This window comes from Streptomyces sp. A3M-1-3 (genome assembly GCF_024213665.1).
In the GTDB taxonomy this organism is placed as follows: domain Bacteria; phylum Actinomycetota; class Actinomycetes; order Streptomycetales; family Streptomycetaceae; genus Streptomyces.
Window position 1 is genome coordinate 212817 of the sequence record NZ_JANAVP010000007.1, and the last position, 19340, is coordinate 232156.

Sequence of the window (19340 nt, forward strand, 5' to 3'; positions counted from 1 at the left end):
GGCAGAGGGGTGGTGAGCCGACCGGCTCACCACCCCTCAGGACCTCTGTCCACTCAGGCGACGCTCAGCTGCATCTCAGCTTTCAGCTCTCAGCTGCAGCCGCTCGTCGAGCCGCAGCCCTCGCAGATGTAGCAGCTGCCCGCGCGCTGCATCTTCGTACCGCAGGAGAAGCACAGCGGCGCGTCGGCGCTGATGCCGAGCTGCATCTCGACAAGCTCCGCCGAGGTGTGCGCCTCCTTCGGGGCCTCGTCGACCACGACGGCCTCGGTCTTCGGCGCGGCGACCGCCTTCAGGGGCTCGACCTGCCGCGGGGCGGACTGGGCCAGGCCCTCGACGTCGACCTCGTCGTCCGACGGCTCGTACGAACCGGTCTCCAGGTGACGCTGACGCTCATCGGCCGAGTGGATGCCGAGTGCCGAGCGGGTCTCGAAGGGCAGGAAGTCCAGCGCGAGGCGGCGGAAGATGTAGTCGACGATCGACTGCGCCATCCGCACGTCCGGGTCGTCCGTCATGCCGGCCGGCTCGAAGCGCATGTTGGTGAACTTCGAGACGTACGTCTCCAGTGGAACGCCGTACTGCAGACCGACCGAGACGGCGATCGAGAAGGCGTCCATCATGCCCGCAAGGGTGGAACCCTGCTTGGACATCTTCAGGAAGACCTCACCGAGACCGTCGTCCGGGTAGGAGTTGGCGGTCATGTACCCCTCGGCGCCGCCCACCGTGAAGGAGGTGGTGATGCCGGGGCGGCCCTTCGGGAGGCGCTTGCGCACCGGGCGGTACTCGACGACCTTCTCGACTGCGGCCCGGATCGTCTCCTCGGCCTTCTCGGTGACCTCGGCCTTCTGCTGGACCTTCTTCTTGGCGGAGAGGGGCTGGCCGACCTTGCAGTTGTCGCGGTAGATGGCGAGCGCCTTGACGCCCATCTTCCACGCCTCGAAGTAGACCTCTTCGACGTCCTCGACGGTGGCGGTCTCCGGGAGGTTGACCGTCTTGGAGAGCGCGCCCGAGATCCACGGCTGGATGGCCGCCATCATGCGGACGTGGCCCATCGCGGAGATGGAACGCTCGCCCATGGCGCAGTCGAAGACCTCGTAGTGCTCGGGCTTCAGGCCGGGGGCGTCGACCACATTGCCGTGCTCGGCGATGTGGGCGACGATCGCCTCGATCTGCTCCTCCTGGTAGCCCAGCCGGCGCAGAGCCTGCGGGACGGTGCCGTTGACGATCTGCATCGAGCCGCCGCCGACCAGCTTCTTGAACTTGACCAGGGCGAGGTCGGGCTCGAGGCCGGTGGTGTCGCAGGACATCGCGAGGCCGATGGTGCCGGTGGGCGCGATGACCGAGGCCTGGGCGTTGCGGAAGCCGTTCTTCGCACCGAGCCGGATGACGTCCTGCCAGGCCTCCGTGGCGGCGGCCCAGACCGGGCTGTCCAGGTCGTCCATGTGGACGGCCCTGGCGTTGGCGTCGGCGTGCTGCTTCATGACGCGCTGGTGCGGCTCGGCGTTGCGGGCGTAGCCGTCGTACGGGCCGACGACCGCGGCGAGCTCGGCGGAGCGGCGGTACGACGTGCCGGTCATCAGCGAGGTGATGGCGCCGGCGAGCGCCCGGCCGCCGGCGCTGTCGTACGCGTGGCCGGTCGCCATCAGCAGGGCGCCGAGGTTCGCGTAACCGATGCCCAGCTGACGGAAGGCGCGGGTGTTCTCGCCGATCTTCTGGGTCGGGAAGTCCGCGAAGCAGATGGAGATGTCCATCGCGGTGATGACCAGCTCGACGACCTTGGCGAAGCGCTCGGACTCGAAGGACTGCTTGCCCTTGCTGTCGTCCTTGAGGAACTTCATCAGGTTCAGCGAGGCCAGGTTGCACGAGGTGTTGTCCAGGTGCATGTACTCGCTGCACGGGTTCGACGCGGTGATCCGGCCGGACTCGGGGCAGGTGTGCCAGTTGTTGATCGTGTCGTCGTACTGGATGCCGGGGTCGGCACAGGCCCAGGCGGCCTCGGCCATCTTGCGGAAGAGCGACTTGGCGTCGACCTCCTCGATGACCTCGCCGGTCATGCGGGCGCGCAGACCGAACTTTCCGCCGGTCTCCACGGCCTTCATGAACTCGTCGTTCACCCGGACGGAGTTGTTGGCGTTCTGGTACTGGACGGACGTGATGTCGTCGCCGCCCAGGTCCATGTCGAAGCCCGCGTCACGCAGGGCGCGGATCTTCTCCTCTTCCTTCACCTTGGTCTGGATGAAGTCTTCGATGTCGGGGTGGTCGACGTCGAGGACGACCATCTTGGCCGCGCGGCGGGTGGCGCCGCCCGACTTGATCGTTCCGGCGGAGGCGTCGGCACCGCGCATGAAGGAGACCGGGCCGGAGGCGTTGCCGCCGGAGGACAGCAGCTCCTTGGAGGAGCGGATACGGGAGAGGTTCAGGCCGGCGCCGGAGCCGCCCTTGAAGATCATGCCCTCTTCCTTGTACCAGTCGAGGATCGACTCCATGGAGTCGTCGACGGCCAGGATGAAGCAGGCCGAGACCTGCTGCGGCTGGGGCGTGCCGACGTTGAACCACACGGGCGAGTTGAAGCTGAAGATCTGGTGCAGAAGGGCGTACGCCAGCTCGTGCTCGAAGATCTCGGCGTCCGCAGGCGAGGCGAAGTACTGGTGCTCCTCACCGGCCTTGCGGTACGTCTTCACGATCCGGTCGATCAGCTGCTTGAGACCGGTCTCGCGCTGCGGGGTGCCCACGGCGCCCCGGAAGTACTTGCTGGTGACGATGTTGACCGCGTTCACCGACCAGAAGTCGGGGAACTCGACGCCACGCTGCTCGAAGTTGACCGAGCCGTCGCGCCAGTTGGTCATGACGACGTCGCGCCGCTCCCAGACCACCTCGTCGTACGGATGCACGCCGGGGGTGGTGTGGATGCGCTCGATGCGCAGCCCCTGTCGGGCCGCGGCAGCCTTGGATCCCTTGGCGCGGGATCCTCGTGCCGGACCGCTCGTCGTCTCTGTCATGCCGCCTCCCATATACGGACGAAAACGCCCTGAAGTGCCCACATCTTCCCGTGGCACGGTGTCTGTCTCTGGCGCCCGAGGCGCGTGGAGCGCCGCGGGCAGGTCTGGTGTGCCGTCGCCCGGCCGAGCAGTCGGTCTGTCGGTCAGTCGGCGGCGGTGGCGGGCACGGGGACCTCGCGGGTCACGCCGGGCTCGCAGTCGTCGAGCGGAGGCCGCTGCTCACGCAGCTCCGTGATGGCGGCCTCGAAGTCTTCGAGCGAGTCGAACGCTCGGTACACGGACGCGAAGCGCAGGTACGCGACGAGGTCGAGTTCCTGCAACGGGCCGAGTATGGCCAGCCCCACGTCGTGGGTGGTCAGTTCGGCACTCCCGGTGGCGCGCACCGCCTCCTCGACCCGCTGGCCGAGCTTGGCGAGGGCGTCCTCGGTCACCGGCCGCCCCTGGCACGCCTTGCGCACGCCGGAGATGACCTTGGTACGGCTGAAGGGTTCCGTCACGCCGCTGCGCTTGATCACCATGAGTGACGCGGTCTCGACCGTGGTGAAACGGCGGGAGCAGTCTGGGCACTGGCGGCGGCGACGGATCGACGTGCCGTCGTCGGTGGTGCGGCTGTCGACGACGCGGCTGTCCGGGTGCCTGCAGAAGGGGCAGTGCATGGATCCCCACCCCTTCCTTCTCGGCACGACTGAATAGCCTCAACAGGCCGGTCAGGGCCCCTCGAAGCAGCCACCAGCATAGGCGATATCCAGGGCCTCGGCGGACCGTAGACACAACTTCTGGGTGGCTGAAATCATCCAACCACTACATGTGGTGTCCGGCCGCAATCTCGCCCCCGAGCGTGTCGCGCGGATCCGGCCAGGCACGAGGGTACGGGAAGGGGTCCGGTCCCCAGGTTGGGGGTCCTCGGATGCCACACTGGACACACCCCCGCGGCGGGACCGCCGACGGCGGGCGGTACCGTAATGGACCGAATTGGCGTTCGGTTTCCCGCTCGGCTATACACCCGGACTTGTGATCACGTCCGGTGATCTGCAATTTTTCACTCGAACGTGTGTTTGGCGCAACCTTTCGAAAGCAACTACCGTTGTCCGACTAGGGAGAACATCTCGAGAGGGGCCTACGACGTGACCACGACCGCAGACAGTGCCACCATCACTGCCCAGGACCGCTCCCAGAGCCGACTCGAGCCGGTGCATGCAATGAATGACGCAGCCATGAACCCGGAGGGGCCCAAGCCGGCGCGCTCGCTGCCCGGGCGGCCCCCAGGAATTCGGGCGGACAGCTCCGGCCTCACCGACCGGCAGCGGCGGGTGATCGAGGTCATCCGGGACTCGGTGCAGCGGCGCGGATACCCGCCGTCCATGCGTGAGATCGGCCAGGCGGTGGGGCTGTCCAGCACGTCTTCCGTCGCCCATCAGCTGATGGCGCTGGAGCGCAAGGGATTCCTGCGCCGCGACCCGCACCGGCCCCGTGCCTACGAGGTGCGCGGCTCCGACCAGGCGAGCCCTCAGCCGACGGACACGGCGGGCAAGCCGGCCGCCTCCTATGTCCCGCTCGTCGGCCGGATCGCGGCCGGTGGCCCGATCCTCGCCGAGGAGTCGGTCGAGGACGTCTTCCCCCTCCCCCGCCAGCTGGTCGGTGACGGCGAGCTCTTCGTCCTCAAGGTCGTCGGTGACTCGATGATCGAGGCAGCCATCTGCGACGGGGACTGGGTGACGGTGCGGCGCCAGCCCGTCGCGGAGAACGGCGACATCGTGGCCGCGATGCTGGACGGCGAGGCCACGGTCAAGCGGTTCAAGCGCGAGGACGGCCATGTGTGGCTGCTCCCTCACAACGCCGCCTACCAGCCGATCCCCGGTGACGAGGCCACCATCCTCGGCAAGGTCGTGGCGGTGCTGCGGCGGGTGTGACCACCCCGCCGGCAAGGACCGGGCCCCGGGACCCACTGCGCCGGTCCCGGGGCCCTGCTCTTACGCCCAAACCTCTTGCGGCTGAACCGGCTCCGCTCTCGCGGAGGTGGTTGCTCGCCGGGGGGTGTCTCAATTGTTTGGTGCGGTCACTGCGCCCTCGGTCGCCTTGGCGGCAGTATTGATGGCGGCCAGCGAGCGGCGCGCCTGATTACGGTCCGTCGTGAACCAGAAGTCGGGCAGTGAAGCCCGCAGGTAGCTGCCGTAGCGGGCCGTGGCCAGCCGCGGATCGAGCACGGCGACAACGCCCCGGTCGCCCGACGCCCGTACGAGACGGCCAGCGCCCTGAGCCATCAGCAGGGCGGCATGCGTGGCCGCGACGGCCATGAATCCGTTGCCCCCGCCCTCCTCGACCGCCTTCTGGCGGGCGCTCATCAGCGGGTCGTCGGGCCGGGGGAAGGGGATCCGGTCCATGATCACCAGCTGGCAGCTGGGTCCCGGCACGTCCACGCCCTGCCAAAGGGAGAGCGTGCCGAACAGGCACGTCTTCGGTTCGGCGGCGAATGTCTTGATCAATTCGCCCAGCGTCTCCTCGCCCTGCAACAGGATCGGCATGTCGATCCGTCCGCGCAGCTCCTCCGCGGCGGCCTGGGCCGCCCGCATGGAGGAGAAGAGTCCAAGGGTGCGGCCACCGGCGGCTTCGACCAGTTCGGTGAGCTCGTCGAGCATGTCGCCGCGCGAGCCCTCGCGGCCCGGCGCGGCCAGGTGCTTGGCGACGTACAGGATGCCCTGCTTCGGGTAGTCGAACGGCGAGCCGACGTCGAGTCCCTTCCAGACCGGGGTGTCCTCTCCCGCCATGCCCTCGGGCGCGAGCCCGAGCGAGGCGCCGACTCCGTTGAAGTCGCCGCCGAGTTTGAGGGTGGCCGAGGTGAGGACGACGGACCGCTCAGCGAAGAGCTTCTCCCTGAGCAGGCCGGACACGGAGAGCGGGGCGACTCGCATGCACGCGCCGAACCGGTCGTGGCGCTCGTACCAGACGACGTCGTACTCCGAGCCGTTGGTGATCCGCTCGGCAACGTCGTGGATGCTCTCGACGGAGGCGAGGGCCTGCTTACGGACCGCGTCCTCGTCCTGGACCGACTTGTCGCGCGTAGTGCCCAGGGCAGAGATGACCGTACGCGAGGCGTCGCGCAGCGACATCAGCGCGTACCCGAGATCCTCGGGGACCTCTTCGAGGCGGCCGGGCAGCGCGAGCTCCATGAGGCGCTCGAACGTCTCGGCGGCCGTCTGGAGCGCGTCGGCCGCCTTCTCGTTGACGAGCTTGGCAGCCCGACGCACGGCCCGGTTGACCTGCCCGGGGGTGAGTTCGCCGGTGGCGACGCCGGTGACCCGGGAGACCAGTTCATGGGCCTCGTCAACGATCAGCACCTCATGCTGCGGGAGCACCGGGGCGCCCTCGATCGCGTCGATGGCCAGCAAGGCGTGATTGGTGACTACGACGTCGGCGAGCTTGGCACGCTCGCGGGCCGCCTCGGCAAAGCACTCCGCTCCGTACGCGCACTTGGTCGCACCCAGGCACTCGCGCGAGGAGACGGAGACCTGGGCCCAGGCGCGGTCCGAGACGCCGGGCGTCAGGTCGTCGCGGTCGCCCGTCTCGGTCTCGTCCGCCCAGTCGCGCATCCGCAGCAGGTCCTGGCCCAGCCTGCTGGTGGGCGCGGCGGCCTCGAACTGGTCGAAGAGTCCGTCCTCCTCTTCCTGCGGCACGCCCTCGCGGAGGCGGTGCAGGCACAGGTAGTTGGAACGGCCCTTGAGCATGGCGAATTCGGGACGGCGGCGCAGCTGCGGGTGCAGCGCCTCCACCGTCCGTGGAAGATCGCGCTCGACCAGCTGCCGCTGGAGCGCGAGCGTGGCCGTCGCGACGACGACCCTCTCTCCGTGGGCGAGGGCAGGCACCAGATAGCCCAGGGACTTTCCGGTGCCGGTGCCGGCCTGGACGAGCAGATGAGAGTTGTCGTCGATGGCTTCGGCGACGGCTTGGGCCATGGAGACCTGGCCGGGGCGCTCCGTACCGCCGACGGCGGTGACGGCGGCGTGCAGCAGGTCGGGGAGGGAGGGCTTCGTCATAGCGAGTCCACCCTACGGGGCGGCACTGACAACAGAGCCATCACGCCTGATGGAGGGGGTTGGGGACGGTTCCGTGGACGGCCGCGTGCGGCCTGGTCGGACGGTCGCGGTAGCCGTCAAGGTGGAGGCGGTTTCGGTTCAGGCAGAGCCGGTCGATGCGGGGGGTGAGCAGATCGAAGATCTCGAACCGTTCCTTGAGCTCCGGGAAACGTGCCTGGTAGCGGAGGATCTCTGCCCGGACGAGCGACCAGAAAGCGGATTCCGGGACACCCAGTTGTTCCTCGCAGAGGGGCGCCAGGTAGCGGAAGACGCCGACGAAGAGCCCCGAGTGGATGAACTGGGGGAGGAAGGACGGCGGCTCGGTGAGCAGGATCTCCCGTACGTCGTCCGGCATGGACTCGTGTTCGGGCAGCGGCTCCGCGCTGACGTTCACGTCGTCCACGAAGTCCTTGACTGCGAGACGCACCGGCACATCCCGCTCGTCGAAGACGACGATCGCGTTCTCACCGTGCGGGGAGAAGACCGTGCCGTAGCGGTACAGGAAGTGGAGCAGCGGGGGGAGCAGCGCGGCGAAGAGGTGGCGCAGCCACACGTCGGGGGCGAGTCCCGAGCGGGCCACGAGCTCCGCGGTGAAGGCCCGGCCGTGGGGGTCGGTGTGGAGGAGGGAGGCCAGGGTGCGAGCCCGTTCGCCGGCCGCCAGCCGTGACGGCAGGGGTTCGCGCCAGATGGCACCGAGGAGCTCCCTGTACTGGTACGGGACCTCGGGGAGCGCGTCATAGACGGGGTGGGTGACGGTGACGGAGGCGATCTCGCCGAGCAGGATCACTCCGCACCCGTCGCTGAGGTACGGATCGGCGTCTCGCAGCGCGTGTACCCAAGCGGTGACCGCGGGTGCGGCGAGGGTGCGCTCGGTGGGCAGCCCACGCCATACGAGGGTGTTGAGTACCGAAAGCGGCAGCTTGACGGTGTGCCGGTCGGGCCGACTGGTGTTGAGGAAGGTCCGGATCGACTGCTGGGGCAGCCGCAGATCGTCGTCGGCCGGCAGCGGGACGATGGTGCCGCGGGCAAGGGCTTCGGCGAACAGCGGATGGACGATCTCGTCCCACTGCCAGGGGTGTACGGGCAGGTAGAGGTATCCGCGGGGGTCCAGTCCGCGCGCCCGGAGGACCTGGTCGAAGGCGGCTCGGGTGGGCGGATCGAGCTCGCGGGAGTAGAGCAGTTCGGCTTTGGTGAGGGCTCCGGTGCCGCGGTAGGCGGCGATCGAGGTGTGGGCCGCGATCCAGGGCAGGCGCTGGGGAGTGCGGGCTTCGGGCGCCCAGCGGGCGGTGTCGGTGCCGGAGAAGCCGAGGCGGCCCTTGTTGAGGACGAGCCAGGGGTGGCCGGTCTGGTGGCCTTCGAGTTCCGCGTAGTCGAGGTCGGCCAGTCGCTCGGCGGTCACGGCGGTGTGGTCGAGCCGGGCGTCGGCGCTGAGGGTGACGGTCAGTTCGCGGATCAGGTGGCCGAGGGTCGCTCCGTCCAGGCGGAGGAGGCGCCGGGCGAGGACCAGGAATCGGAGTGGGTCGCCGAAGGCGTCGGCTTCGCCGTCGGCCCGCTCCCGAAGGGTGATGCTCTGCGGATCGGCGAACCAGCTGCCGTAGGCGCCTCGGCGGGCCCGGAAGCTCAGCGTCCCGCCGTCGTCGAGCGCAAGGGTCCACCGGTCGCCGTCGGGTGTCTGTACGGGCTCGACGATCTCCTCGTATGCGAACTCGCCCAGCATCTTGGCGAGCAAGCGGCGTGCGGCTCGGTCCCAGGCGCCGCGGTTGAGCTCGGGCGGGGTCCGGGGCGGGAAGTGAGGCGGGGAGTGGGGCGCGGCGGGATGTTCGGAGTCGGGGGTGGCAAGTGGATTCGGCACGGGGACTCCTTGGGTGGAACCGATCGGGCGCGAGCGGTGTATCTAAGTCAGCGGTCCAAAAAAGGTCAGGTCATAGCAGGTTGCGCAGGGCCCGGTCGCGGACCATGAGCGCGGCCCGCTTGTCGGGGAGGTCCACTTCGGCGGAGAAGCGGAAGCCGGAGCTCAGGAAGGCTGAGATCGAGGGGGTGTTACGCAGGTCCGGTTCGGCTACGACGCGCGCGCAGCGGGGCCGGTTGTCCAGGACGAGGTCGGCGACAGTTCGCAGAAGGGTGGTGCCGAGGCCGCGGCCGCGGTCGGCGACACCGCCGATGAGGAGGTGGAGTCCGGTGTCGTGGGGACGGGCGGGGTAGTAGCGGGCAAGGGGGTCGAGATCAGCGCGGTAGATCTCCCAGTAGCTCATGGGGGTGCCGCCGAGCACGCCGAGGCAGGGGATGCTGCGGCCGTCCCCGTCGAGTTGGGTGCGCAGGTGGGCGGCGGTGACGGAATCCGGACCCGAGAGGTCCCAGAACGCGGCGACCGCGGGGTCGTTCATCCAGCGGCAGATGATCGGCAGATCACGGTCGATCCGCACCGGGACGAGCTGGAAGACACCGGCCGGGGTGGCGGCGGGTCCCCAGTCAGCCGGGGAGTCGAGAAGGTCGGCCTCGGCGAGGTGGGGCAGGCCGGCTGCCGTACCGAGGGGGCCGGCGCCGGGGGCGGACCGCTTCGGAACCGTCAGGGCCTCTTCGTCGAAGAGGGTCAGGCCCGGGAGGAGTTCGTCGGTGAGTACGTCGCCGTCGGGCAGCCGGAAGTCCAGGGTGTCCTCGGCGCCTGAGTCCGTATCGGGTCCGGGGCCGGCGCCGGCGTCTGTGCTCGCATCGGTGGGAGGCACGGAGAGGCTCTCCTCTCTGCAGATCGGACGGGTCGTGAGCCGTCAGTCGTGAAGGGGGTTGGTGATGGTGACGTAGACGGACTGGGTGTCGACCGGGCCGACGAGTTCGTCGAGGCCGTGCAGCCGGGTCATCAGGTTGGCCTTGCAGCGCAGCTGTGGACTCTCCAGGAGTTGTGCCGGCAGCGGGGAGCCCAGCGCGGCCGCCTTTCCGAGGAACCTGCGGAAGGCCGCGATCAGGACGCGTTCGTCGGCGAGACGCTGGGCGCCGAACGCTCCGATCAGCCCGAGCACGTTGTTGATGCCGAGGTAGTAGGCGAAGCGTTCGTCGGTGACGGCGTCGGAGACGAAGGTGTCGCTGGCTGCGCCGATGCCGGGCAGCCGGCGGTCGAGGTCGGCCCGGTGGGACTCGCGGAAGTAGTAGCCCTGGTTGTCCCGGTAGCGGCCGCCGACGGGCCAGCCGTGGGGGTCGAGGAGTACCAGGGTGTTCTGCTGGTGCGCTTCGAGGGCGACGCCAGCGGTGCCGTCCAGCCAGAGCACCGGCTGTACGACGTGATCGAGGTAGCGCATGAACCACTCGGCGGCGACGGCAGCGGTCGGCCGACCGGTGCTCGCGGCGAGCCGGCCCACGATGTCGGCGAGCCGGGAGTACATGCCGGGGCGGCCGGGCCAGGGACGCGGGGCACCGAGCCCGGCGATGCAGACCGCGTCGTCCTCCGGGCGGAAGGGGTTGTGGCGCAGCAGCGCGTCGAGCCCCGGGACCGGTTCACCGTCCGGGGTGTCAACGGCGAGCCAGGCGGGATCGCGGACGATGTCGAAGCCGGGGTGTGCGGCCTGCCACTCCTCGGCGAGGCCGCCGCGGAGAAGTCGGTGGACCTCGACGCCTCGGTGCAGTTCCTTACGGAGGTTCTCCCTGCGGGAGTTGGTGATGCGTACGCCGAGGGAGAGCTTGAGCATCGCGGCGGCACCCGGCCGGTGCACGGTGCGGACGGAGGAGGTGGGATGCCAGGCGTCGCCGTGCGGGCCGAGATCGTGGAGGAGGCCGGCGTCGAGCAACGCGGCGACGGCGGGACGGTGCTTCAGCTCGCGGGCCTGCCACGGGTGCAGCGGCAAGGGTGCGGTGCCGTCGGGGAGGGCGAGGTCCGAGGCCAGCCTCGCGAGGAGTTGCTCGGCGGGGACGGTGCGGCCGCGCTCGGTCCAGGCCGAGTCAGTGGCGAGTACGGACCGTTCGACAGCCATCCAGTGCAGCGGAAAGGAGCCGTACAACTCGGGTGAGTAGAGGCGCGTTTCGGTCTCGGAGAGGCCTTCACGGCTCTTGGGTGTCGGATGCAGGGGGTGGCCGAGCAGGAGGGACTGTTCCGCGGTGAGGAAGAGGTCCGAGGTGGCGGGAGCTTGGGGACGGGTGCGCCGGTCGGCGATGAACTCGGCGGTGCGGCGCACTGAGTCGGACACCCGGCCGACGAGGTCGGCGCCGCCATGCCCGCCGGCTTCGCGCACGAGCAGCGCGGCGACGGTGACGGCGTCCACAACCGGAGCGTCCCGGGGGCCGCCCTCCAGAGCGGGGGTGCCGAACCGGTGCCAGCCGGTGTCCGACCAATGCCGGACGGGCACGAGGAGCGCGGTTCCGCTGGCGGCGAGTTGGATTCGCAGGGTGGGCCCGTCCGGCCGCAGGAGGTCGTTCTCCCGGGTCCAGCAGCGCAGCAGGTTCTCCACCGCGGCGGCCTCGGCGGCGGAGGACGGCTCGGGGTTGTCGAGGGGGTCCGGCCCGAGGGGCAGGTCAGTGAGGCGGGTTGCGCCGGAGCCTGGCGTGCTCGGCTCGCCGCCGCGGCCCGACTTCTGCCGGGGCACCGTCGCCGGCCCGGCCGTCTCGGGGCTCTGGGCGCCACTCGGACCGTGGTGGGGGGCGGTGGGGTGGCCGTCGGCCGGAGTCTGCTCGGGGGCGGGGATGGAGTTCACGGAGGTCTTCCTTGTGAGGGTGTCCGGGTTCAGTGCGACAGCCCGGGTTGTTCGAGGCGGTACGGAGTGCGTTCGGCGGCGGCGAGGGCGTCGGCGAGCCGGTCGAGGACCGCCGTGGCCTGTTCGTCGGTGAGGGTGAGGGGAGGCAGCAGACGTACGACGCTGGAGTGACGGCCGCCGAGTTCGACGATGAGGCCGCGCCGCAGGCACTCCTGCTGGACCGCGGCGGCGAGGGCCGGCGAGGCCGGGGCGGGCGCGCGGCCGGTGGGGTCCTGTGCCTCGGGGTCGACGAGTTCGACACCGATCATGAGGCCGCGACCGCGGACGTCCCCGATGCACGGATGCTGTGCGGCCAGCCCCTGGAGCTGGCCGAGCATCCGCGCCCCGAGGGTGGCCGCGCGGTCGGCGAGACGGTTCTCCCGTACGTATGCGAGGGTCGCCGCTCCCGCCGCCATGGCGAGCTGGTTGCCGCGGAAGGTGCCGGCGTGGGCTCCGGGCCCCCAGGCGTCCAGATCGGAGCGGTAGACCACGACGGCCAGCGGGAGGCTGCCGCCGATGGCCTTGGACAGGACCATCACATCGGGAACGATGCCGCTGTGCTCGACCGCCCAGAAGGCGCCGGTCCTGCCGACGCCGGTCTGTACCTCGTCGGCAATGAGCGGAACGGAGCGGTCCGCGGTGATCTCGCGCATCCGGCGCAGCCAGTTGTCGGGCGCCGGGATCACGCCGCCCTCGCCCTGCACGGGTTCGAGGATCATCCCGGCCGGGGCGGGTACGCCGCCCTTGGGGTCGTCGAGCAGGCTCTCGGTCCAGCGGGCGGAGAGTTCGGCACCGCGTTCGCCGCCCACTCCGTACGGGCAGCGGTAGTTCTGCGGGTAGGGCAGGCGGGTCACCCGCACGTCCTCGGCGCCGCCGGAGGCGGCGAGGGCTCCTGCCGTCATCCCGTGGTACGCACCGGTGAAGGCGAGGATGCCGCTGCGCCCGGTTGCGGTGCGGACCAGCTTGAGGGCCGCCTCGACGGCATCCGTACCGGCCGGTCCGCAGAACTGCACCCGTGCGTTGTCGGCGAGTTGGCGGGGAAGTGTCGAGAACAGCTCGGTGGTGAAGGCGTCCTTGACCGGCGTGGCGAGATCCAGGACGTGCAGCGGAGCCCCGGAGTCGATGACCTTCCTGATCGCCTCCAGGACCACGGGGTGGTTGTGGCCGAGCGCCAGCGTCCCCGCGCCGGAGAGGCAGTCCAGATAGCGCCGCCCGTCCGCCCCCTCGATCGTCAGGCCCCGCGCGCGCACCGGCACGATGGGCAGTGACCGCGCGTAGGTCCGGGCTGCCGATTCGCGCAGGGACTGCCGCCGCAGGATGCCCTCGTGCACGGCGGTCGGCGCCGCCTGAGCGGCAGTCTCGGTCACGGCCACGGCTGTTGGTCCTCCCGCGGTGGTTGCTGTTCGAACATGAACGCTGTCCTGGTGTCCCCCGTACGTACCAACGACGCCGACGGCGGCGGATCACGGGTCAGCCGGAAGATCTTGCGGGAACGGAACCGCGGCCCTGCCCGTCGCCGTCCCCATCGGCACCGGCATAGTGGGGGGCTGCACTCCGGGGCCCACCGCTCGGACGCCGGCGTGAGCAACGAGTTCGCTTCAGCTTTCGAAGTCCCAGGGGGATCAAGACATGCGACCCATACGCCCGGCTTTCGCTGCCCGACGCGGGAGGAGCGCGCGTCGCAGAAGCCCCGTGCGTGCGGCCGTCGGCCTTTCCGCCGTGCTCGCCCTGACCGTCACCGCCTGCGGTCCGGGGGAGGACAACGCCGGCGGCCCGCCGTCCGCCTCCGCGAGCCAGTCGGCCGACGGCAAGATCACCATCCCGGACGACCTGAAGGACCGGCTCAAGGAGCACGGTGTCGACCTGGACAAGTGGAAGAACGGCGCCTGGAAGAACTGGGACAAGGACGACTGGCTGCGCGAGGCCGGCGACTACATCAACCCGATCATCGAGGACCTCTGGGACCCGGACCGGATGCGTGACGCCGAGCAGCCCGACAAGCCGGTCGAGGAGGAGGACCTGTCCGGCGACCAGGGCAAGACCGACCCGACGCCGGCGCCGGTGAAGGCGAAGGCCGTCAATCCGCCGTACCACGGCAGTGTTCCCGAGGCCGGGAAGGTCTTCTTCGACGGTCCCGAGGGCTCCATGGTCTGCTCCGCGACCGTCGTCAAGGACCCGGCGCACCCGGGCAAGTCCAACATGGTGTGGACGGCCGGCCACTGCGTGCACGCCGGCAGGAACGGCGGCTGGTACCGCAACATCGCGTTCGTCCCCTCATACAACGATGCAGGCAAGTCCGCGGCGGAACTGCCGGGTGCCAAGCGCGAGCAGGTCGCCCCTTACGGCGTGTGGTGGGGTGACTGGGCGCAGACCTCGGAGCAGTGGATCTCGCAGGGCGGCCCGACCGGTGGCCAGGGCGCGCCGTACGACTTCGCGGTGCTGCACGTCACCCCGGAGAAGGGCAGCGGCGGCAAGTCGCTGGAGGAGACGGTCGGTTCGGCGGTGCCGGTGGAGTTCAACGCTCCGGCCGTGCAGCAGGTCAGCCGCATCACCGCCACCGGCTACCCGGCCGCGCCGCCCTTCGACGGGCAGCAGCAGTTCCAGTGCGCCGACCGGCCGGGTCGTCTGTCGCTGAACGCCACCGATCCGACGATGTACCGCATCGGCTGCACCATGACCGGCGGTTCGTCGGGCGGAGGCTGGTTGGCGACCGGCCGGGACGGCAAGCCGGCCCTGGTGTCCAACACCTCCATCGGCCCGGTGACGGCCGGTTGGCTGGCGGGCCCGCGGCTGGGCCAGGAGGCCAGGGGCATCTACGACGCGGTCAGCGAGAAGTTCGCCGGTCAGTAGCCGGTGACGGACCGGGGTCCCGCACGCCGACGGCGGGTGGGACCCCGTGTCTCTGCCTCACAACTTCACAGGCGTAGTGGGGTGTTGCGTTTCCGGTCGGCCCACGGGTTCGCCCGAAAACGTGACACGTTCATGACGCAAGAGAAGAACCTATCGGGGGCCATACGTCCGCTGCTGGCCGGCACCGGCCTCGCCGCGGCACTGGCGCTCACCGCCACCGCCTGTGGTCCCACCGAGGACAAGGCGAGCGACAGGACAGGCGACTCGGCTTCCACACCGGCCGGCAAGGAAGGCGGCGCCGATGTCGCCGACCTGGCCGACCAGCTGAAGCAGCACGGCATCGACCCGGACAAGTGGAAGAACGGCGCCTGGAAGAACTGGGACAAGGACGACTGGCTGCGCGAGGCCAAGGACTTCGTCAACCCGGTCATCGAGAACCTGTGGAAGCCCGAGCGGATGACGACGGCGAAGTCGCCGGCGAAGACGCTCGCCGCCGGTGACATCTCCGGCGACCAGGGCGTCACGGACCCGGAGCCGGCCCCGGTGACGGCCGAGGCCGAGGAGAAGCCGTACCACAAGAACGCGGCTCCGGTCGGGAAGGTCTTCTTCGACGCCCCCGAGGGCTCGATGGTCTGCTCCGCCACCGTCATCAAGGACCCGAAGAACCCGGGCAAGTCCAACCTGGTGTGGACCGCGGGGCACTGCGTGCACGCCGGGCAGTCGGGCGGCTGGTACCGCAACATCGCCTTCGCCCCCGCCTACAACGATCTGGGCAAGTCCCCGGCCGAGCTGGAGAACGCCCAGCCGCAGGAAGTCGCGCCGTACGGCGTCCACTGGGCCGACTGGGTCTCGACCTCCGGTGAGTGGATCTCCCAGGGCGGCCCGACCGGCGGCGAGGGTGCTCCGTACGACTACGCGGTGATGCACGTGAAGCCCGAGAAGGGCACCAAGTCGCTGGAGGAGACCGTCGGCGTGGCGCTGGAAGTCAACTTCGACGCCCCCGAGGCGCAGAGCATCTCCGCGATGGGCGCCTGGGGCTACCCGGCCGCCCCCGAACCTCGGGCTGACTCGCCGGTCCGCGGCAGGGGGAGGGTGCCCAGGAGATCTACTTCTGATCTTGCGCAGCGCTCCCCCGTTCACGGGGGGTGAAGCGCATCCTTCGCCCCTGCGGCGCGGAGCGTCGCAACTCCCTGCTAGTGTGCGAACTCCCAGCAGCGATAACCAAGTTGCCGGAACACGGCAGATCACTGACCTGCCCGGCGGTCGGGAGGATCGTCGCCGGACGGACGCAAGCGCCGTCAAACCCGCCGGAGCAATCCAGGGGGGAATCTCCCGCCTTGCAGGCGGGAGAGAGCTTCAAACCACGATGAGCGACAAGTCTCGCCGACCGGTAAGGCCGGAGCCTGCCCGCAGCAAGACCGAAGGCCCGCCCCCTCGGGTGAGAGGGGGCGGGCCTTCGGTCTTGCTGTTCAGTTGTCCCGCGAGCCCGCGAGCGGTCAGTGCGCCGCCGGCACATACGGTGCCAGGTCCGCGGCCAGCTCCTCGTGCACCCGCGCCTTGAGCAGCGTGCCCTCCGGGGTGTGCTCCTCGGAGATCACTTCGCCGTCGGCGTGGGCCCGCGCGATCAGTCCGCCCGCCGTGTACGGCACGAGGGCCTCGATCTGGACCTGCGGGCGCGGCAGCTCGGAGTCGATCAGCGCGAGCAGCTCATCGATGCCCTGGCCGGTCCTGGCCGATACCGCGATCGCGTGCCGCTCGGTGCGCAGCAGCCGCTGCAGTACGAGCGGATCGGCGGCGTCCGCCTTGTTGATCACCACGACCTCGGGCACATCGGTCGCGCCCACGTCACGGATCACCTCGCGCACGGCGGCCAGCTGCTCCTCCGGAACCGGATGAGAGCCGTCCACCACGTGCAGGATCAGGTCGGACTCGCCGACCTCCTCCATCGTGGAGCGGAACGCCTCGACCAGGTGGTGCGGCAGATGCCGGACGAACCCGACCGTGTCGGCCAGGGTGTAGCCCCGGCCGCTTGGCGTCTCGGCCCGGCGCACGGTCGGGTCGAGGGTGGCGAACAGGACGTTGTCCACCAGCACGCCCGCGCCCGTGAGCCGGTTGAGCAGGGAGGACTTGCCGGCGTTGGTGTAACCGGCGATCGCGACCGAAGGCACCTTGTTGCGCTTGCGCTCCTGCCGCTTGACCTCGCGGCCGGTCTTCATCTCCGCGATCTCCCGGCGCATCTTCGCCATCTTCTCGCGGATCCGGCGCCGGTCCGTCTCGATCTTGGTCTCACCGGGACCACGGGTGGCCATACCGCCGCCCGAGGAACCGGAGCCACCGCCACCCATCTGACGGGAGAGCGACTGACCCCAGCCACGGAGCCTCGGCAGCATGTACTGCATCTGCGCGAGAGCGACCTGCGCCTTGCCCTCTCGGGACTTGGCGTGCTGGGCGAAGATGTCGAGGATCAGTGCGGTCCGGTCGACCACCTTGACCTTGACGACGTCTTCGAGATGAATCAGCTGGCCGGGGCTCAGCTCACCGTCACACACGACGGTGTCCGCCCCGGATTCGAGGACGATGTCACGCAGTTCCTGCGCCTTGCCGGATCCGATGTAGGTGGCCGGGTCGGGCTTGTCACGCCGCTGGATGACGCCGTCGAGCACCAGCGCGCCCGCCGTCTCCGCCAGCGCCGCCAGCTCCGCGAGGGAGTTCTCCGCGTCCTGCATGGTCCCCGAGGTCCAGACACCCACCAGCACGACGCGCTCGAGGCGCAGCTGCCGGTACTCGACTTCGGTGACGTCCTCGAGTTCGGTGGAGAGGCCGGCCACACGGCGCAGCGCCGCCCGCTCGGAGCGGTCGAACTGGTCGCCGTCCCGGTCTCCGTCGATCTCTTGGCTCCAGGCGACGTCCTCTTCCATCAGGGCATCGGCCCGAAGGCTCTCGGTGAAGCTCTGCGCATCCTGCGCGTCCTGGGAAGGGGAAGAAGAGGAGGTCATTGGTTCCTAACGTCGATGGAAATCTCGGTCGTCATCACAACGCGTGACGGATCCGGAAGATTCCCGCAGGTCCCCGCAGGTTCCCGCAGGTCCCCCGGGAATCATTCGCCTCGGCAGCGTCGCCGACCGCTTGATAGTGACACGGTGCAGCGAGGGGCGTCATACGGTTATTCCCGCCGTGGCTCCGCCGAACCCGCCGCCGAGCGCTGGGGCGGGGCCATCGGGCCGGGCGGGGTGCTCTTCCAGCCGGGGTGCCCGGGCATGGCCGGGGTCTTCTGCCCGTACAGCCAGCCCTGGAAGAACCCGGTCAGGTCCCGCCGCGCGACCTGGGACGCCAGCGTCACGAAGTCGGCGGTGCCGGCTGTCCTGTACCGGTGCTCACGCACCCAGCGCCGCTCCAGTGCCTCGAAGGCGGCCTTCCCGATCTCCTGGCGCAGCGCGTACAGGACCAGCGCGCTGCCGTCGTAGACGATCGGCCTGAAGAGGCTGATCTTCTGTCCCGGGGCGGGTGCCTTGGGGGCGGCGGGCGGGCCACCTCTCGCGCGCCACGCGTCCGAATGCTCGTAGGCCTTGCGCATCCGCGCCTGAAGCGTCCGGTCCGCGGCTCGCTCCTGCGTGAAGAGGGCCTCGTACCAGGTGGCGTGCCCCTCGCTCAGCCACAGGTCCGACCAGACGCGCGGGGTGACGCTGTTGCCGAACCAGTGGTGGGCCAGCTCATGGACCATGATCGACTCGACGTACCACTCCGGGTACTCGGGCCGGGTGAACAGCTGCCGCTCGAAGAGGGACAGCGTCTGGGTCTCCAGCGCGAAGCCGGTGTCCGCCTTGGCGATGAGCAGTCCGTACGTCTCGAAGGGGTAGCGGCCGACCCGCGCCTCCATCCACTTCAGATGGCCCGGTGTCTTCTTCAGCCAACGCTCCAGCACGTCCTTGTCCCCGGCCGGCACCACATCGCGGATCCGGAGACCGCCCGGTCCGGTCCGTCGCACGACGGCCGAGCGGCCGATGGACACCTGGGCCAGCTCGGTGGCCATGGGGAAGACGGTCCGGTACGTCCAGGTGGTGGTCGTATCGCGGCGGACCCGCGCCACCCGCAGACCGTTGGCCACGGCCGTCAGCCCCTCGGGCACGGTGATCCGGAAGGTGAAATACGCCTTGTCGGACGGGTGGTCGTTGGCCGGGAAGACCCGGTGCCCGGCGTCGGCCTGGTTCGCCATCGCCAGTCCGTCCCCGGTCCGCACCCAGCCGCCGTCCGCCGCCCCGGCCGGGTCGCTGGTGTGCCGGACGGTGATCGAGAACGGCACGCCGTCGGCCAGGGTGTGGGCGGGGGTGACGACCACGTCCTCGCCCGCGCCGGCGAACGTGGCGGCGAATCCGTTCACCGTGACGGCGCGGACGGTGCCGTGCGCGAAGTCGAGATTGATCCGCTCGAGCCGGTCGGTGGCCACGGCGTCGATCTTCGTGACGGCATCCAGCGGCTTGGTGTTGCTGCCGTGGTACGTGAAGGCGATGTCGTACGAGCGGACGTCGTAGCCGGGGTTGCCCAGGTGCGGGAAGAGCGGATCGCCGATACCGAGCGGCGCGGGTGGGGGAAGGGCCGCGCCGAGAAGAAGGGCGGCCGAGGCGGCGGCCAGCAGGGCGGCACGCACGCGGCGGGAGCGGGAGGTCAGCTGCATGCACCACCGCTACCAGCGCCCGCCCCGGACTCGGCGA

At 70.0% G+C, this 19340-nt stretch carries 12 protein-coding genes; 3 read left to right on the forward strand and 9 right to left on the reverse strand.

The window, feature by feature from the left end:
- Positions 1–89: 89 nt before the first annotated feature.
- Both NLX86_RS10765 and nrdR read right to left on the reverse strand, forming a co-directional pair.
- Positions 90–2996 carry a vitamin B12-dependent ribonucleotide reductase gene (locus NLX86_RS10765; protein WP_254371404.1) on the reverse strand — a complete coding sequence of 969 codons (2907 nt, stop codon included), beginning with the start codon at positions 2994–2996 and terminating at the stop codon, positions 90–92.
- Between the two features lie 143 nt (positions 2997–3139).
- Positions 3140–3652: a transcriptional regulator NrdR gene (gene nrdR / locus NLX86_RS10770; RefSeq protein WP_254371405.1), complete on the reverse strand. Its 513-nt coding sequence runs from the start codon at positions 3650–3652 to the stop codon at positions 3140–3142.
- Positions 3653–4120: 468 nt separating this feature from the next.
- Between nrdR and lexA the strand changes: the two genes are divergently transcribed.
- Complete coding sequence (gene lexA / locus NLX86_RS10775) at positions 4121–4906, forward strand: transcriptional repressor LexA (RefSeq protein WP_254371406.1); 786 nt, start codon at positions 4121–4123, stop codon at positions 4904–4906.
- A gap of 129 nt (positions 4907–5035) precedes the next feature.
- Here lexA and NLX86_RS10780 read toward each other — a convergent pair whose 3' ends face one another.
- The 5 genes from NLX86_RS10780 to NLX86_RS10800 all read right to left on the reverse strand — a co-directional run bounded on the left by NLX86_RS10780 (position 5036) and on the right by NLX86_RS10800 (position 13154).
- Positions 5036–7027 carry an ATP-dependent DNA helicase gene (locus tag NLX86_RS10780; RefSeq protein ID WP_254371407.1) on the reverse strand — a complete coding sequence of 664 codons (1992 nt, stop codon included), beginning with the start codon at positions 7025–7027 and terminating at the stop codon, positions 5036–5038.
- Positions 7028–7067: 40 nt separating this feature from the next.
- Entirely contained in the window at positions 7068–8918 is a 1851-nt protein-coding gene (locus tag NLX86_RS10785) for an IucA/IucC family siderophore biosynthesis protein (protein ID WP_254371408.1), read from the reverse strand.
- A gap of 70 nt (positions 8919–8988) precedes the next feature.
- Entirely contained in the window at positions 8989–9789 is an 801-nt protein-coding gene (locus NLX86_RS10790) for a GNAT family N-acetyltransferase (protein ID WP_254371409.1), read from the reverse strand.
- Between the two features lie 42 nt (positions 9790–9831).
- On the reverse strand, positions 9832–11742 hold the full coding sequence (locus tag NLX86_RS10795) for an IucA/IucC family protein (protein ID WP_254371410.1): 1911 nt from the start codon (positions 11740–11742) through the stop codon (positions 9832–9834).
- Positions 11743–11771: 29 nt separating this feature from the next.
- Complete coding sequence (locus NLX86_RS10800) at positions 11772–13154, reverse strand: diaminobutyrate--2-oxoglutarate transaminase family protein (RefSeq protein WP_374213859.1); 1383 nt, start codon at positions 13152–13154, stop codon at positions 11772–11774.
- 256 nt (positions 13155–13410) lie between these two features.
- Between NLX86_RS10800 and NLX86_RS10805 the strand changes: the two genes are divergently transcribed.
- On the forward strand, positions 13411–14631 hold the full coding sequence (locus NLX86_RS10805; protein ID WP_254371411.1) for a serine protease: 1221 nt from the start codon (positions 13411–13413) through the stop codon (positions 14629–14631).
- A 132-nt stretch (positions 14632–14763) separates the two neighbouring features.
- Positions 14764–15780, forward strand: a complete 1017-nt coding sequence (locus NLX86_RS10810) for a serine protease (RefSeq protein WP_254371412.1) — start codon at positions 14764–14766, stop codon at positions 15778–15780.
- A 347-nt stretch (positions 15781–16127) separates the two neighbouring features.
- Here NLX86_RS10810 and hflX read toward each other — a convergent pair whose 3' ends face one another.
- Entirely contained in the window at positions 16128–17627 is a 1500-nt protein-coding gene (hflX, locus tag NLX86_RS10815) for a GTPase HflX (RefSeq protein ID WP_254371413.1), read from the reverse strand.
- Between the two features lie 167 nt (positions 17628–17794).
- The gene (locus NLX86_RS10820; protein WP_254371414.1) at positions 17795–19303 is read right to left on the reverse strand and encodes a M1 family metallopeptidase; all 1509 of its coding nucleotides are present in this window, start codon (positions 19301–19303) and stop codon (positions 17795–17797) included.
- Between the last annotated feature and the right edge of the window lie 37 nt (positions 19304–19340).